Raw genomic sequence first — 17,122 nt, 5'->3', positions numbered from 1 at the left:
CAACTGACGAAACCCATGGCAACCTACTACGTCGTCTCTAGCCCGGACCCAAACCCAGGCATTCCCCACAATCCCAACTGGCCCAGAGTTCTCAAGCTATCCTTCGAGGCCGAGGAGGTACACTTACTCCAAGGGAAAGGTCACGGTCTGGGCGGTGCGTTCTACAGCTTCAACGAGTTTTGCGTGTCGAAGTGGGAGGATTTCTTCGAGGGGTGGGACAGCGACTGGCTTGTCGAAGCCCTGTCGGAACACGAATCGCTAACGCTGCTCGACGAAGAAGAGTTCGTCCGAACGCTGAACAGACACGCGTCGGTCGAAACGCGAGAGTCCTGAACCAGAAGACAGTGCTATGCTCCGGGCTCTTCGTCTCGTGAGGGCCAGACCGTCGGCGTGACTTGTCTGCCCTCGTAAGCCGAACTCTCGGCACGAAAGCGCTCAACCAGATCAGCGGCCGACGCGTCGCCGTCTTCGATTGCGGTAATCTCCGCAGGCGTCAATCGTACGGAAACATCGCGTTCTATCGGGCCACCGAGCAAGAACGTCAGAATCCACTCTCCATCCGTCTCTAGCAAGAGGTATGAGTAGCGCTTTCTGTCGAGGACTTGCATCGAGTGTCGAACGGTGCTTCCGACGTTAAAACCTCCCGTTTTACTTACTGGTACGTAGTAATCTGTGGCAATATGGATTGGACCAGAGGCGGGTGGCGGTGACGGGTGACTCGGGGGCGCAGTGGTGGCGCCGTAGCGGGACGGAGCGTGAACGACTCATTACTGATGCGGCGCTGGCTCCCGACGATGGCCTGTACGTAGTCGGCTGGCTCGACGAGAACGAGCGCGCTGGCGATGGGTTCGGGGGCTTCCTGCAGCGGCTTCTGCCTGACGGAACCGTCGAGTGGGAGTACTGTTGGGACGAGACCCGACGCCCGAAAGCAGTCACAGTGACCTCGAATGGACCAGTGGTCGCTGGCGCGAGTCTGTCGGGTGACACGGACGAGTCCGAGGAGAAACTGCCAGCCTGGCTGGCTTCGGTGACGACGGATGGCGTCTGTCGCTGGGAACAGGGGTATCCGAACGGCGACGGTGACACCTTCGAGACGGTCGTCACGACACCGGACGGCGTCGTCGCCGGGGGTCGGACTGGCAGGTACACCAAGCGAGCGCCCGATTCCTGGGAGCGGGTTTACGGAACCAGTGACTGGCTACTCGCGGCGGACATCGACGACGGGACCGAACGCTGGCGCGAGAGTTACCACGGCAATGACTGCGTGTCACTTCTCGCCGACGGGATGGACTCGCCCCGCTACGTCGGTGGCTCACGTGTCGTCTGGATCGCCAGCGATGGAACTGAAAAGCACAGCCAGTACTACTACGCCGAAACTGGTAGCAGTGATACGCTCGATAGCATTGCACCAGGTCAGCGTGATGGGGACAGTGTCATCGCTGGCAAGGCGTGGGAAGGATCGGCTGCGAACCAGGCGCGGCTACTCGTCATCGACAGTGAGGGTGAGAGGTTGCTCGACCGTGCCACTGGTCTCCCCGACAGGAGTAACTTCGGCAAGGACGCCATCGCGCTCGACGACGGCTACCTGTTCTCCGGAACGACGTTGTTCGACGGCTGCGCGCTCCCGTGGCTCGTCCGATTCGACAAGAGCGGCAACCCGGAGGACGCCAGCTGTATCGTTCGTCAATCAGGCCCTACCGCTGACCCCGAACTCACGAGTGTCTCAACCACTGACGCGGGTATTCAAGAGCATCCCGATGGCCATCCCATCGGTGGCCGACACGCCGCCGTGGACACCCTCGTCCCGACGCAGGATGGGCTGTTCGTCGTGTACAACGAACACGACCAGTCCCAGTCACCCGAACACCGACGGAGCTGGATCGGGTACCTGTCGTAGCTGCGGAGACAGGGCGTCCGGTCAGCCACTTGGCGGCCGACCGGGCCACAGCACGGAATAGTCACGAGCGTCCGTATCAAAATACTCCTGCTTGACGACTGTCACCGTTACAACCATCATCCACGAACGCTGACAAATACACACAGGAATCCGATGGATATTGACAGCAACTACGACGGCGAATCGACGACGTTCGCGTGGGAGGACGAGGGAGCGGCGGTGTCGGTGACGCTTCCCGGGCCAGTCCACGCTAACTACGCCGAGAACACGGACGAGGTCGTCACCGCGAGTGCTGAGGGGACGATCCGGGTGTTTGCGAGCGATGGAACCGAGCGGGACGCCTTCGAGTACGCGCTCCCCGAGGGGTGTGATTTCCACACGCTGGCGTCGAGTATCGTCACCGACCTCGGTGTGACGATGGTTGTGGGACACCGACCCAAACATCGCGGTGAGACGTTCTGGCAACACGAGATCGATCTCGACGAACAATCGGTCGGTGGGCCTGTGGCCAAGTGGCGCTAGCGGGGCAATGACTTGGCGCTTGCCGACGCCAATCCGTCCGGAGTCGTCTGTCGACAGCGCTGGTCCACGTAGATATAGTTGGGTATCGTCTTGAAACACCGAAATGACGTGGGCCGGCCCGGACTGGAATCACGCCAAGTGTGCCCCCTCGTCTCTCACGCTTCACAGACCGTCTCGAAACACTGGCCAACGGCGCTGTCTCTGGCGATCCTTCACCGGGAGTCAAGAAAGGCGATGGTGGCTATGCAGACTGGGTAATCGTTGTAATCCATGGTCTCCGCGAATACCTTGACCTTCCATATCGACGGCTCCTTGATCTTCTCCAAGAGATGCACAGAGTCATCGAGAAACTGAATCTTGAACCGAGCGAATTACCCGACTTCACGACAGTATGCGCACGGAAGCATGGACAACGGCTTCTAACCACCGGACCGGTCCGAATCTTCTCGGCCTTCCCGAGCGATTCGGGCGGCCTCGAAAGCGTCGAATACAGCATCTATTCCGTTCACTGCCATCACTGCGCGACCGGAACGAGCTAGCGGAGCCTACTCGTCCAGTCGGGTTCCAGAGAGTATCGCCCCGTCCAGTGTCGTCGACGAGAGGTCCCAGTCGGGAAGGCTGGCATCCGTCAGGTCGGTCTCCCTGAGGTCGGCGTTGGAGAGGTCGACAAACTTGAGGTTCGCGTCGGGGAGGTCAGCGTCTTCGAGGTCGGCGTTGGAGAGGTCTGCTTGTTTGAGGTCGGCGTTGGAGAGGTCGGCGTTGGAGAGGTCTGCTTGTTTGAGGTCGGCGTTGGAGAGGTCGGCGTTGGAGAGGTCTGCTTGTTTGAGGTCGGCGTTGGAGAGGTCGGCTTGTTTGAGGTCCGCCTCGCGCAGGTCGGTCTCCCTGAGGTGCGCCTCAGAGAGGTTGGACCCCGTGAGGTCCGCGTCGGGGAGGTTGGCATGCTCAAGAATCGCCTTGTGGAGGGAGGCACCCCCGAGGTGTGCCTCGCGCAGGTCGGTGGCTTTGAGGACGCCCAGCTCAGGTTGGCGTCTTTGAGGTCCGCCTCGCACAGGTCGGCGGCTTCGAGGGACGCCCAGCTCAGGTCAGCATCCTCAAGATCCGCTCGACGCAAGTCGGCATCTGTCAGGTCTCGTTCGGACAGGTCGACACCCCTGAGGTCAGCCTCGCTCAGGTCGGCGCCGTCAAGGTCTTTGTCGTCGAGATTCTCCCGGTCGCTCATCTTGCCACCCACTCACGCCCACCCGCTCGAAACTGTCCAGTTGTGTCGTACCGACTGCTCGGTCCGTTGGCACTATTCCCTTCGGGCAGGCAACCACCACACCTAGCCCCCAGCTGATGTTCCATAGCTGGTGAGTTCCAGACCAATTATAATTAGTTTTGTGACCTGAACGACACGACGCAGTCTCTGTGCGTGTCTGGTCGGCAGTGTCGCAGCCGGTTTGGCCCGACGGGTAGCTGAGGTGTCGGGACGATGTCACAAAACAGTGAATTGCTTGGTACCCGATTGAGACAGACAGGGCCCTGCTTCACCATTACGACTCGTCCAGGCGGGTGCCAGAAAGTACCGCTCCATCCGGCGTCGTCGACGAGAGGTCCTTGTCCGGCATCTAAACGAGACCGACGATTTCGAATGACAACTTCTATCTCGGTCTCTCTCGTCGATCGAACAACCACGATGATAACCGAGATGCGAGACACGGGACCGCCGGTCACTGCGGAGGACTTGGACTCGTTGGAGACAGCGCTCGGCGGGGAGTTGCCCGAGGCGTACCGGGAGTTCCTCCGCGAGTACAACGGCGGGAAGCCACGCGAAGCCACCTTCGAGTTCGCGGACCCACTGGACGGGCGGTCGGGTGCCTCGGTGAACGACTTTCTGGGCATCCGCGACGACATCCGGGACATCGAAGAGTGCTACGACACTGTCGAACACTGGATTCCGGAGGGGCTCTGTCCGATTGCGGAGGGGCCGGGCGGTGACTTCGTCCTCCTGTCGATTCGCGAGGATTCCCAGGGCGAGGTGTTCTACATCGATCACGAACTGCCAGGCGAGCGCACGTTCGACGGCAATGCTGGCGAGTATCCCGAGAATATCACTCGCGTCGCCGAGTCGTTCGACGACTTTCTGGCCCTGCTGTACGACATCGACGCGCCTCGGTGAGACAGTCCCTCGAAGCAACTCAACCTCCAGAATCACGTACGCGGCGGCGACTTGCTGGTGCTCAGTCTCGTTCACCTCGACGGCATCGGGGTGGGCCGAGTCGAGTGAAAGGAGTCCCTCGGCGATCGTCGACCGGACGGAGAGATACTCCTCGTCACACTCGAACCGAGCGGTGAGCGCCTCGACGGCCGTGGCGGTCAGCGCTGAGTGGGCGACGCCGACCGCGGCGAGTGCCGTCGCTGCCGACGACCGCTGATCTCGACCACGGTCGAGAGTCGTCCACAGTGACCGACGGACCAACGACCGAAGCGGTGGGTTCGAGTCACCGTCCGTCGTCGTGTCCCAGGGCTACTCGTAAAGGGGAGGCACCGCATCGATGTACCGCTGGAGTTCCGTCTCGGAGCGTGTGACGGCATCGGGGTGGGATCGCTTGATCGTCCGTACCGCTTGGGCAATCGATGCCTTCACCTTAATATATTCTTCGTCACAGTCGAGGCGGGACTGGAGAACATCGGCGGCTGGGGCGGCAAGTTCGGGGTGGGAAGCGCCGATCCGCCCGAGGGCTTCAGCAGTCTCTTCCCGCAGTTCAGCGTCGACATCACCGAGGTCGGCCTGCAACTCGTCGAACCAGTGTGGGTCTATGTTGGGATCCGACGCGCCGATCTTCCCGAGGGATTCGAGGGCTGCCACTCGAACGCCGCGATCCTCGTCGTCCACGAGTGACCGCAGGCTGTCACTGACTGTCGTCGGTAGTTCCGTGTCGGTTGCTGCAATCGTTCCGAGTGCCTCGGCTGCCGCCTCGCGCACGTACCGTTGTCTGTCCTCGACAAGCGTCTGAAGATCGTCTCGGACGAGCGCGGCAACCTCGGAGTCGTCGGCCCCGATCTTCCCAAGTGCGATTGCGGCGGCGCTCCGATCGTCGAGCGAGCCGTCGTCGAGTAACTCCCGAAGGTCCTCAACGGCTGGCCGAACTGTGGCTGAACGGCTGGCACCGATCTCGCCGAGTGCTTCGGCGGCGTCACACGAGAGTACCTCGTCGTCGAGGCAGGTCCGGAGGTCTTCAATGGCAGGGTCGAGTGCCTCGGGATGTGCGGCACCGATTCGCTTGTACGCATCGATGATCCCAGACATATCGACCTCGTCGTCGGAATATCTCTCATCCACCGCCGCGAGGATTGGGTCTGTGGTGTCCGCGGTACTGTCGAAGCGGTCGTCCAACGCCGTAACGACGCGCGGTGCGACCTCAGGGTCCGCTGCTGCAATCTTCCCGAGTTCCGTCACGGCGGCGTTGCGCACGGACTCGTCGTTGTCGTCTACCAGCGTCACCAGGTCGTCGACGGTTGGTCGGACAGCAGCAGGCCGGACGGTCGCGATGTCGCCAAGGGCTTTCAGGGCACCTGCTCGGAGACGGTGATCGTCGCTTTCGAGGTGTGGGGTGATACGGTCCAGTTCGGGAACGACCGCATCGGGATGTGCGGCACCGATCCGCCCGACAGTGTTGAGTATCTCCCCACGGGGCAGGTTGCGAAACTGATCTCCCGTCTCCGTTTCAACACGTGTCAGCAGCTCTTCGACGACGACCGAGAGTTGGTCAGGATAGGCAATAGCGACGTTTGCGAGCGCGACTGCAGTGCCGATCTGTTGTGGTCCCGCCTGCTCGGTAAGCCGGTCTCGCAGGCCCTTGACGACGGGATCGACGATATCGGGACAGACGAGCGCGATCTGGACGAGTGGCGCTGACAACGGACTTTCCTCGACCGTCTCGTCTTCGGTCAGTGCGAGCAGGTCGTGTTTGGCAGGCGCGATCGCCATCGGGTAGGCGTATGAGATCGTCGCCAACAGAGTGATTGCACAGCCACGCAGCGACTCGTCATTGAGGCAGTCGATGATCTCGTCGACGTGCGAGCGAACAAGCACGGGCTTGGTCTCGGCGAGTGTCTCGAGCGCTGTCACGGAGGTTTCTCGCACGTGCTCGTCTTCGGTGTCGAGGTTTTCCACGAGCCACTCGACAGTTGTATCGAGCGCATCCAGGTCATTCTGTGCAACCCACATGAGCATGTCGCGGGCCTCCTCCCGTGTCCGTCTGGTCTCGTGGACGAGATACGGCTGGAGGGCTTTTGCGACGCGTCGAGTGCAGTTGGAGTGGTCCACGATCTCCCACAGGACTTTCTGGGCGTCCGAGCGCCCGTGGTGGCCGTCGAGGAGCGCACACAGGGCTTCGATCTCGTCGTCCGTCGCCGTGGTGGGATCGACTGTCTCTCGAAGCTCCTTGGCTCGTCGCGTTGCGTCGTCGGGGTCGTCTGGGGTATCTTTCGTCATGTTGTATTCCGAAATCGGGTTGGGTATCTACGTACCGGGGCTGTCGTCTGCTGTCGGTCAGGGAGTCCTCTCGCTACAGCATCGAACTCACCGTTCCTCCTGTCTTGGTGGGTTCTCACCATTCCCGATATCACGGTCAGTTGTCGAATCCGGTCTGTCGGCGGGGTCGTCAGGGTCGTCGATCCCCTCCGCATCGAAAAATGGCGCTGGAGATGTCGACGTTGTCTGTGGCCTGGAGTCCCTGATCGAGCCGTGCAATATAGTCCGCGCGTTCCCGAGCGTTGGCCGAGAACAGTGTGTCGCGCGCGTTCGAGAATGTTCGTTCGTGGGCTCCATCGGCACGGAGCAGATCAGCATCGATCGCATCCTGAATAGACTCGTTCACGGCGTCGATACACGCTTCGATCCGTGTCCAGGGGCCGTGGTTCTCTGCACCCTTGACGATCACATCGGCGTAGAGGCCTTCCAGGAACGATTCCGGGTCGTTCACGTACGGCCCTCTCGTGAACTCACGGAGTTCCGAGTCGAGTCGTCGTCGCCACTCGTCGGCATCGTCCTGCGCTGCCTCGAACAGGGCTCGAGCGTACACGTCGGCGACAAATTCACCCGGGTGGTCCGGCGCTTCCCGCGTGGCGGTCGATTCGATCCTGGCGCTCACGATCTCGAACCACTCGTCGATCACCGGGCTGTCGGTGTGGGTTCGACCGACCGTCGTGAGCGCCTCGGCGAAGATTCGCTCGAAGATGTCGGCTCGGTCGAGTTCGATCCAGTCAAGGGAGAACCCATCGTCGAGAACCGACAGCACCTCGGTCATACAGAAGCGGACCTCCTCGGACTCGACGCCAGCGGCGTGTCCGAGTGCTCCACCGAACACCGAGGCCACGTACACGACTGGATGTGGTGGATTGTCCGGCTCGGTCGCAGCCGTTTCGATCTGGGACAGCACCGCCTCGACCAGTCGCTCGTGCGTGCGTTCGCCGACGTCAGACCGAGTCAGCACCGCAGTCAGAATCTCTGCGTCGACCGCCGCGAACGCGTCGAACCAGGCCGTCTCGTCGGGTTCGTCGATGGACTCGCGACTGGTCCGTAGCGACTGGACGAGCACCGTGACCCACTCCTTGGTACGACTCGATGCGCCATCAGCCGCCCAGCGAACGGCTGTGCCGCCGTAGACGTCTGCGAGAAACTGAACCGGGTCGTCGACCGATTCGGCGGAACTCGCCCGTGCTTCGATGCAGTCCGTGATGCCAGTGTACCACGTGTGCTCTTCGCGTGGCGTCACACTGGGATCAGGTTCGGCCAAATCGCCAAACATGTTCCACTCGTCCCAGTGGCCCCCCTCAGTCGACCCGTCCCTCCCGTCCGTCACGACGCTGTCGGCCGAGTCGGCCGGGTCAGGTTCGAATCCCTGAACGGCTGTCGAAAGGGCGTCGCGATACACGACTGTCAGATACTGAGTCCGTTTCTGGGTGGACTCCGTGGCGGCACCACCCCGTGTCACTGACTCGTCGTAGAGTGCCATCCAGTCCTCGAAACCCAGAGAGTCGTCGAACGGAATCGAATCTACCCCGTACGGGTACTGACTGACGTGGTCCGGGTATTGCTGCTCGACGTTGCCAAAGGCCGCGAAAGCCGTGGCGTGCAGCACTGCCCGGAGTTCCTGTTCAGCCTCGAAGTGGCTGGCGTCTGCGATGGCGTCGACCAGGCGGTGACACGTCGCAAACAACTGCTCGGCATGGTCGAGGTCGCCCGTCTGGACGACGGTCCGAATGGCACCCCCGTAGGCGTCCGTCACGAACGCCTCGGGAGCCACGTCGAGTGTCGACGCTGTCGCTGTGTTTGCCATGCTGAGCCCGACGGCATCGAGCCAAGGGCCGATCCGGTCGTCCGAACACTCGTGTTCGAACACCCACTGGCCGACAGCGGCGGCGTAGAATGCTCCGAGCATCGCTGGTCCGGCGTCCTGTTCGGTAATGATAGCGACCGCGTCGCTGGCACGAGACTGGATATCGGCCACCCAGGCAGCCATCGCCTCGGGCGAACAGTCAACATCCGCGACAGCCCCAAGCATGGACCCGAAGCTCTGTGCGAGCACGACCGTCGTAAACTGGTCGTTGGGATCCATGGCGTACTGTCGAACGAGTGAGACGATCGTCGCGAGACCGCCGTTTGCTGCCGCTGGATTCTCCGCCCGTCGGACGATTCGGCCGACGGCCTTCCCGTAGACGAAGTGGAGCGGAAACCGCCACCCGTCGTCTGCGACCATCGCGTGAAGCGTTTCGTCGACACACCCGATTGCTCCGTGGTTTACCACCGATCCGTCCGGTGGCTGTGCGAGCCTCGCCAGCGCACCCGAGAACGCGGTGGCAAACGGCTCTAAATTCCCGCCGATACTCTCCTCGTGGGGGTTCGAGACCTCGTTCGTGACCTCTAACACACCGAGCGCGACCGCGTGGACCCACTCGTCCGTTCTCGGATTAGCCAACGCAACGGCTGTGATTGCGGTCTCGTAGACTTCGCCCCGGTACCGGAGAGCCCCCTCCGTATTGGAGCTCCGATTCCGACCCACGTCCGCAACGAGGTCGTCGACGAACGAGAGCCACTGCTGTGCTGCGTCCGGCCCGTGTGTCGTCGAGACGATGTCGACAACCTCGGCAAGAACACGCCCCACGAACTCCCCGTCGAGTGCGTGGTCCGGAACACCCGCGATGGCTGCGAGGGTGCTCTGGTCGGTGACCGACTTGACGTCGAGATTCCGACGAGATGGGAACTCCACCGTGTTCCAGCCGATCGCATCCAGTAGCTCCTGCGCAACGGCTGCCGGGTCACGCTCAGTATCGACGCTCGGATCCGTGACCGAGAACTCGACGCGGTCGGTCCAGGCTGGAATTTCGTCACAGCCAGCCTGTTCAGCGACCTCGTCGAGGCGCTCGCGGTTGGTGTCGTCACAGATGAGCAGCGCGCCAGCACAACTTCCGTCCCCGACCCACTCGGGGAGTGCTCGGACGCCGTCGTCGCTGATGACCTTCGCTGGTTCGGCCCCGTACGTCGCCACGACAACCGTGTTCGGTGTCGCTTCGATCCCCGTCCGACTCTGGTCGGGGTTTCTCAGTTCGGGGAGTTTGACGGTCGTTCCCCAGTCCTCAAGTTCCGAAGCGAGTGTAGCAGCGACCTGTCGTTTTCCGGTCGATTTCGGGCCACTGAGGACGACCAGCCCGCCATCGAGCGCGTCGAGGAGGTCGTCGCCATCGTCGCCGTCTTCTCCGTCGACGAACGACCGCCAGTCCAGCCCCTCCTCGTCGGTCTCGTCTGCATCCCGAATCGTGCCCGGGAGCTCACGCTTGGTAGCAGCCTCGTGCAGTGCCTCCGGCCCGTCCCAGCGCCAAACACCGACGAGTGGCAAGGAGTCATACGCTTCAGGGTCCGTGGAGACGGTTTCGAGCGACCGACTCTCCGACTGGAGCGCAGCCACTGCGTCGTCGAGTGCCTCACGAGACACGTCGAGGACCGATTCCTCGTCGTCGGCCGTGAGACGCTCGCGAATCCGTGCTCGCATCGACTCCCCGGCGAAGACCTGGAGGTGGTCGACTGTTCCGGGCGGGAGATCCAGGGCACGTTCAACTGCCTCAGTAGTCGGTGCAAGTGTCCGATTTCGAGCGATGGAATCGAGCCAGTCCCCGTCCTCGGCGATTCCAACCGCGACGAGCGCGACCGCAGCCAGAACCGCTGGCGACCGCTCGTTCGGGATTCGGCTGGGGAGGCCCCCACTCGGAAGGAGTCGTGTGATGGCATCCGCGAACTCGCTATCGAAGGGACCGCTCGTGATCTCACACCCCTCGAACACTTGTCTGACGTCCCCAGGCAGGAGCACTGCCGACGTGTCGTGTTCCGAGAGAGGGAGAAACGCTTCCGGCGTGACTGTCCCGTCGTACCAACCCAAGTGCTCTTGCAGTTCTGGAGTGGTGAAGTAGTAGGGTGGATACCTGACTCGTTCCAGAACGGCGGCTCGCTCGTCGTCACCCAACCCGTTCGTTCTACCAGGGAGACACTGTCGAACCTCGTCGATTGCTGTCCCGGCAGCAGTCGGCGGCGTTCGAATCACCACCACCCTATCGACAGTCTCGATGAAACTCCCCGACACTCCCAGATCACTCTGGCAGAGCCAGTCGAAACTCCAGGGGTGGGTGAGGAGTACTGTGCCACCCGATCTGGAAAACAGCGATTTCTCCCCGTATTCGTAACTGTAGGTCGAGAAGTGCTCGTCGTCGAGGGCGAACACTGCTGAGACGAAATCCTCGACGATTACGAGTTCCCCGTCGTCAGCAACGTCCGTATCGGGCAGTCGCTCAACGGACTGCCCCAGTGACCGTAGCTGCTGTAATGTTCCGATACCGGGTGCGCCGAGAACGAGGGTCACCTCGCCCAGCTCGACGATGTCTGCCAGTTCATCAGGTCTGACTTCGTGTATCGTGGAATCCATGAGTGTACTGCGACCGGCCCTGTTGACGACTCGTCTGAGAGAACGACAACGGCAGGTGGATATATTCAGTTCGTCAGGGGTATAATATAACAGTTGCTATCAGGCAGTAGTTATTCACTGATCACCGATCTAACTACAGCTCTTGATCTGGCGGCCGCGTCGATTCGCACGTCTGGTGGACCCAGACCTGTGTTTGCGGTGCTCCATTACTCCAACCGACAGAGAGGGGGAGTGTATTTCACTCGCAACCGGCTCATCACATTGTTTATTGTCAGCCGGATCAGATGTCGCGTAATGAACGGCAACGAGCCACCCACTGAAGCCGCCACTGGATCGCCTCCGTCACACACTGAAATAGTCGAGGCGCTTCTCGCCGCACTCCATTCTGATGCCGTGCCGTCCCGGCACGAGGACCGACAGTCACACGTCGACCGTCTCTTGCCGCGACTGGCGGACGTCGCCGACGACAAGAGCCAGTCACGGATCGCCGACACTCTCTTTGGAGCCATCGTCGACGGGGTCGAAACCGGACAGTTCGAACAGCGTTCGGTCCCCCTCGACCGCTTCGAGTCCATCGTCGCGCACAATCCGAGCGTTGACACACTTCGGCAGCTGCTGGCCCGGACACTGGTTCGGGTGATCGAGGACGACGGGGAATCGGGACAGGTTGAGTCCGTGGCGTCTCATCTCGACCGCATCGAGACACTGGTTGGCGAGTACGACGACGACAAGATGCAGTATCTCCGTTCACGGGCACTCTCGACCGCTGCTTATCACGAGGGAGAGGCGGGGCGCTTCGATGTACTCCAAGAGCGGATCGACCGCCTCGATACGCTCGCCGAGGAACAGCCACACTCCGAGGGGATTCGACAGGAGTTCGCCCAGACACTCGTCAACGCCATCATCGATGCGGGGAACGCCGATCGGCTCGCCAGTCTCGAGACATGGCTCAGTCAACTCGAACTGTTCGTTGTCGAGTATCCCTACTCGCGACTCCACCTGCCACTCACAAAAGCGCACTCCGTTGCCAGCTTTCATTACGGAGCGGCTGGTCGGTTCGAGGAGCAACAGACGTGTCTCGACAGACTCGACACGCTGGCCGACGAGTACCCTCACACCACGCCCGTTCAGCGTCGCTGTGCGACTGCGCATTTTCATACGGCAGAGCACCAGGGTGCGGACCCAGATACGATCGAGCAGTCGCTGGACCGTCTGGAAGTGCTCGCTATCGACAATCCGGACGATTTTCGGGTGCAGCTCACGGCCACACGAGCCGACCTGATGGCCACACTGTCCGGTCGCCCCCTCACCGAGTCGTTCCCAGAGCGGCTCGACAGGCTCGAAACACTCGACGGTGACAGGGACTGGCTCACTCCCGAGGAACGTCTCGGACAGCTCGCCGAGACTGTCGTCGAACGGAGCTTCGAACCCGTCGACACCGGGCAGCTCGAAGCCGAAACGTTGCTTCATTCCCTGGATTGTCTCGAATCACGGGCCAAGGCGCATCCCGAGAACGCCTTGCTCCGTCTCGTATTCGCCCACGCACTTCACGTGGCATGTGCGGCCAGCAGTTCGGCAGAATCGCTTGAAGTGCAACAGGACACGCTCGACCGACTCGAATCACTCGCCGACGACCACCCCGACGACACCGGGGTGCAGACGGTTCTGGCACGGGCAAGCCGCACCGCTGCGTCTCATGACGGCGACGCCGGTCGGTTCGGGACGCTCCAGACACGACTCGCGCGACTCGAAGGGTTGGCTGCGGAGCACCGCGATTCCGAGCGGATTACTCACGAATTCGGGACGGCACTCACCAACGCAATAATCGACTACGGCGACACGGCCCGGTTCGCAGATCTCGAAGCCACCGTGGAACGACTTCAAACTCTGGCCGACGATATCCCGACAACACGGGTTCAGCACTCACTCGCGAAGGCCTACGCTGTGGCGGCGACCGACGAAGTGAGGGCCGGCCGGTACGAGCAGGTTCGGACCTACCTCGACCGACTCGACGCGCTCGCCGACGACCACCCAGACGACAAGGAGATACAGCGCAGATTCGCCAGGGCGCTCACGAGTGTTGCAGCAGCGGCTGACGGAACGGACGATGGGTGGATCGACGCGGCGGACCTCAGACGCCACTTCGAGCGACTGAAAACCCTCGCAGCGGACCACACTGACGACGTGCGTCTCCAGTCCGAACTGGCCAGCGCACTGGCTAGCGGGACGATTGCTGCGGCGGAGACTGGCCGCCTTGGGGACCGACAGACCTACCAGCAGGGGCTGGAGTCGCTTGCCGCCGACTACCCCGAGACCGACGATATTCAGCTCGCACTCGCGAGCGCGCTCTCGCTCGTCACGTTCCACGACTGTGAAGCCGGTCGGTTCGAGAACCTACAGGCCCATCTCGACCGCCTGGAGACACTGGCGGCTGCCCGACCGTCCGACGACGAGTTCCAGTCGGAACTCTCGAAAGCTCTGGTCAACGTCGCCCCATACGAGCGGGAGACGCCGCAGCTCGCCAACTTCGAGAGTCGGCTCGACCGATTCGAGGCGCTGGCCGCGGAACATCCGGACAGCAGCGTCCAGACCCATCTCGCCGGCACGCTCGTCGGAGTCGTCCGGTCTCTCGCCGTGCCGGCCTATATCGAACACAGCGAGACACCGCTCGAATACGACCGGATTCGGCGCTACATCGAGCGGCTGGAATCGCTCGCGGCCGACTATCCCGACGAGAAAGAAATCAAATGCCGTCTCGCCGAGGGACACGTAACTGGCGTCACGGTAGCGGTGTCCGAGGGCCAGACCAGTGAGGCTGCAGTCACGGATTTCGAGTCGTCGCTCGACCGTCTGACTGCACTCGCCACCGAGTATCCGGACACTACCGAGATTCAGTCCCAGCTGGCGACTGCGCTCCGGACGGCCGCTTGCGCTGCTGTGACTGCCGGCCGAGACGACGACCGACGGCAGTATCTGGAGCGGTTGGAGGCACTGGCTGCCGAGCATCCACACGAAGACGTCTTGGCCGAACTCGCGAAGTCACACCACCACATCGCCGATGCTGACGGTGAGAACAGCTGGATCGAGGGCGTCGACCAGCAGCGTCATGTCGATGTTCTCGCTGACGTCGCCGACCAGAACCCCGACGACGAGGAGATACAACACCACCTCGCCAGTGCGCTTGCCAGTGTCGTCTATTCTTGGGGCGAAGACGGGCGATTCGACGACGTGCAGCGGGCTCTCGACCGGCTGGAAGCCCACGCTCGCGCGTATCCGGGCCACATGGGCGTTCAGTCTCAGTTCGCAACAGGCCTGTTCAATGCCGTGTATCACGCGGTAGACGCCGACCGACTCGACGTGACGCAGACACACCTCGACCGCCTCGATACCCTCGCGACGAAGTACTCGACCGCCGAGGAGATACAACTACAACTCGCCAACGGACTGTACAACGCTGCAGGGGCGGAGGGCAAAGCTGAACTATTCGAACGGCTCGACGCCCGCATCGACCGACTCGAACAGCTGTGTGATGCCACCCCAACTGAAGCGATTCACGTCCGCTACGCGAAGGGACTCTACAACGCAGCGACGTACTATTCGACCGCTGGGCGGTTCGAGGCGGCTCAGTCCTGTCTCGACGACCTCGATTCTGTCGTCTCCACCTATCCCGACAACGAGGAGATCCAAACCCAAGTGAGCGAAGCACTCTATCACACCAGCTACTTCAGAGGCGAAGCCGGTCGGCTCGACGAACAGCGAGCGGATCTTGACCGGCTTACGGAACTCGCCGCCGAGAATCCGGACACCGATACACTCCAGCGCAATCTCGCCAAGACGCTGGCCAGTTGTGCCACGCACGCAGGAAGTCATGAACAGTTCGAGGTACTCGACGACTTCCTCGACCAGTTGGACACGCTGGCTGACGACAACCTCAACGACGAGGAGATACAGTCGAGGTTCAGTGCCGCACTGTTCAACGCCGTGACCGACGCGGGGCAAGCGGGTCGGCTCGAGCACCAGCGAGAGCTTCTCGACCGGTTGGAAACTCTCGCTGGGAACCACCCCGGCATCGAGGAGGTCCACGTTAGACTCGCGAAGGCGAGCCTGAACGCGACGAAGGAGCAAGGTGATGCTGGGCTGCTCGTCGGTCTCCACGTCCATCTCGACCGCCTTGAAGCACTCGTCGCCGACTTCCCTGACAATGCGGAGATCCGGGACGCGTTCGCGACCTCGCTGTACAACGCCGTCACGTTCCTGGGCGAGGCCGACCAGATGGACGACCTCACGACGGTCCTGTCGCGTCTCGAATCCGTCACCGAAGCCTCGACCGATTTCATGGCGGTGCAACGCCAGTTCGCCGACACCCTCCGCGCGGTAGTCTATCATATGATGTCGGCAGGCCAATTTGAGGACGGACAGGACTATCTCGACCGCCTCCAACATCTCACCAGAAGGTACCCGGACGATTCCGAGATCCAGTACCACTACGCAAGAGCGCTGCAGACGGCAATTTCTCACGAGGCCGACGCCGGTCGGGTCGACGCCCTCCCAACGCGACTCGACCAGCTCGAAACCATCGCGGCGGTGACTCCCGAAAGCGAACGGATTCAGCGCACGTTCGCTTCGGGCCTGCAGACTGCAATCCTCACCCAGCGTGAAGCGGGTCGATTCGAGCACGAACGGGAGTATTTCGACCGTCTCGAAGCGCTCGCACGCGACCATCCGACCGACGAGGAGATACAGGTCGTCCTCGCGGACGTTCTCGCAAACGGCGGTTCGCTCGACCGACTCGAATCACACGCAGCGGCATATCCCGATGTCGCCGACGTCCAGGCAGCGTTCGCGACGGCACTCTGGAACGCCACGTTCCACGCGGCCGACGCCGGACGGACCGATGCTGTGGACACACATCTTGACCGTCTCGAAACGCTGGCGACGGCGTATCCGGACATCGAGACGGTCCAGGAGCGCCTCTCAACCGCAGTCTTCACTATCGCGCGATACCAGGCCGAGGACAAGCAGTTCGATGCGTTCGCGCAGTCAGTCGACCGTCTCGAAACATTGGCTGCCAACAATCCTTCCGCCGATGCGATTCAGTCCGATTTCGCTCAGGTTCTGTTCAACGCGGTCTTCGCGACGAGTGGTGCCTGGCAGTTTGAAAACGCGGCGGGCTACCTCGACCGGCTCCAAGCCCATGCCCAAGACCATCTCGATAACGAGGAACTACAGTCAGAATTCGGTGCTGCGATCTGTAAACTCATGGAACGCGAGGCAGCTGCCGGTCGAAACGAGGCCTTCCAGACTCACCTCGACAGCCTCCAGACCCTCGCCGGGGACAATCCCGACAGCCAGACGATCCAGCGGCGACTCGCCTGGGCACTGGTTCATGCCATCGAAAATCAGGTGGGGGCACTCGACGACCGTCAGTCGGCTCTCGAACGACTCGAACTGCTCGCCCACGAGTACCCCGACGACGAGGAGATACAGTCACAACTAACCAGTGCACTCCAGTTTGCTCCCTTCGCCGAACACGACCGGTTCGATGGGTCCTCTCATATCTGACGACGCACCGTTCCGTCGAGGGCAACGACAAGGACTTCAACCGAGCGCACTGCGCCGCCCAGCGATTTGATGGAGTCGATCTTGTCGTTCGATATCCATCTGTGTAGGGCCTCGGACGTGGGACCGGAGGTGCGCCGTCACTGGAACGGGTTTGGATTACAGCAGCTCCTCAGGGGTTCGATCA

At 61.9% G+C, this 17,122-nt stretch carries 10 protein-coding genes and 1 pseudogene; 6 read left to right on the top strand and 5 right to left on the bottom strand.

Annotated elements, in window-relative coordinates; all coding sequences use genetic code 11:
* Positions 1-15 precede the first annotated feature (15 nt).
* On the top strand, positions 16-333 hold the full coding sequence (locus N5098_RS07310; RefSeq protein WP_267637100.1) for a hypothetical protein: 318 nt from the start codon (positions 16-18) through the stop codon (positions 331-333).
* A 14-nt stretch (positions 334-347) separates the two neighbouring features.
* Here N5098_RS07310 and N5098_RS07305 read toward each other — a convergent pair whose 3' ends face one another.
* Positions 348-608, bottom strand: coding sequence for a hypothetical protein (locus tag N5098_RS07305; RefSeq protein WP_267637098.1), 261 nt, complete (start codon positions 606-608; stop codon positions 348-350).
* Between the two features lie 98 nt (positions 609-706).
* Here N5098_RS07305 and N5098_RS07300 point away from each other — a divergent pair, with 98 nt between their 5' ends.
* The 3 genes from N5098_RS07300 to N5098_RS07290 all read left to right on the top strand — a co-directional run bounded on the left by N5098_RS07300 (position 707) and on the right by N5098_RS07290 (position 2,958).
* Positions 707-1,897, top strand: coding sequence for a hypothetical protein (locus N5098_RS07300; protein ID WP_267637097.1), 1,191 nt, complete (start codon positions 707-709; stop codon positions 1,895-1,897).
* 153 nt (positions 1,898-2,050) lie between these two features.
* On the top strand, positions 2,051-2,419 hold the full coding sequence (locus N5098_RS07295) for a hypothetical protein (RefSeq protein ID WP_267637096.1): 369 nt from the start codon (positions 2,051-2,053) through the stop codon (positions 2,417-2,419).
* Between the two features lie 140 nt (positions 2,420-2,559).
* Positions 2,560-2,958 (top strand): hypothetical protein, encoded by a 399-nt coding sequence (locus tag N5098_RS07290; protein ID WP_382230747.1) that lies wholly within the window; start codon positions 2,560-2,562, stop codon positions 2,956-2,958.
* A gap of 6 nt (positions 2,959-2,964) precedes the next feature.
* Here the strand turns inward: N5098_RS07290 and N5098_RS07285 are convergent, their stop codons facing one another.
* Positions 2,965-3,468: a pentapeptide repeat-containing protein gene (locus N5098_RS07285; protein ID WP_267637095.1), complete on the bottom strand. Its 504-nt coding sequence runs from the start codon at positions 3,466-3,468 to the stop codon at positions 2,965-2,967.
* A gap of 2 nt (positions 3,469-3,470) precedes the next feature.
* Positions 3,471-3,638, bottom strand: a pseudogene (locus tag N5098_RS17565) (pentapeptide repeat-containing protein); the annotation flags it as partial.
* Between the two features lie 411 nt (positions 3,639-4,049).
* On the opposite strand from N5098_RS17565, the gene N5098_RS07280 reads away from it, so the two are divergent.
* Positions 4,050-4,577 carry an SMI1/KNR4 family protein gene (locus N5098_RS07280; protein ID WP_267637094.1) on the top strand — a complete coding sequence of 176 codons (528 nt, stop codon included), beginning with the start codon at positions 4,050-4,052 and terminating at the stop codon, positions 4,575-4,577.
* A 348-nt stretch (positions 4,578-4,925) separates the two neighbouring features.
* On the opposite strand, the gene N5098_RS07275 is transcribed toward N5098_RS07280, so the two are convergent.
* The gene (locus N5098_RS07275; protein ID WP_267637093.1) at positions 4,926-6,896 is read right to left on the bottom strand and encodes a HEAT repeat domain-containing protein; all 1,971 of its coding nucleotides are present in this window, start codon (positions 6,894-6,896) and stop codon (positions 4,926-4,928) included.
* Between the two features lie 169 nt (positions 6,897-7,065).
* Entirely contained in the window at positions 7,066-11,376 is a 4,311-nt protein-coding gene (locus N5098_RS07270; protein WP_267637092.1) for a hypothetical protein, read from the bottom strand.
* Positions 11,377-11,670: 294 nt separating this feature from the next.
* Between N5098_RS07270 and N5098_RS07265 the strand changes: the two genes are divergently transcribed.
* Positions 11,671-16,938, top strand: coding sequence for a hypothetical protein (locus N5098_RS07265; RefSeq protein WP_267637091.1), 5,268 nt, complete (start codon positions 11,671-11,673; stop codon positions 16,936-16,938).
* The last annotated feature ends 184 nt before the right edge of the window (positions 16,939-17,122 follow it).

This window comes from Halovenus rubra (genome assembly GCF_026586665.1).
GTDB classification, from domain to species: domain Archaea; phylum Halobacteriota; class Halobacteria; order Halobacteriales; family Haloarculaceae; genus Halovenus; species Halovenus rubra.
This window is presented reverse-complemented; position numbering and strand designations above follow the sequence as displayed.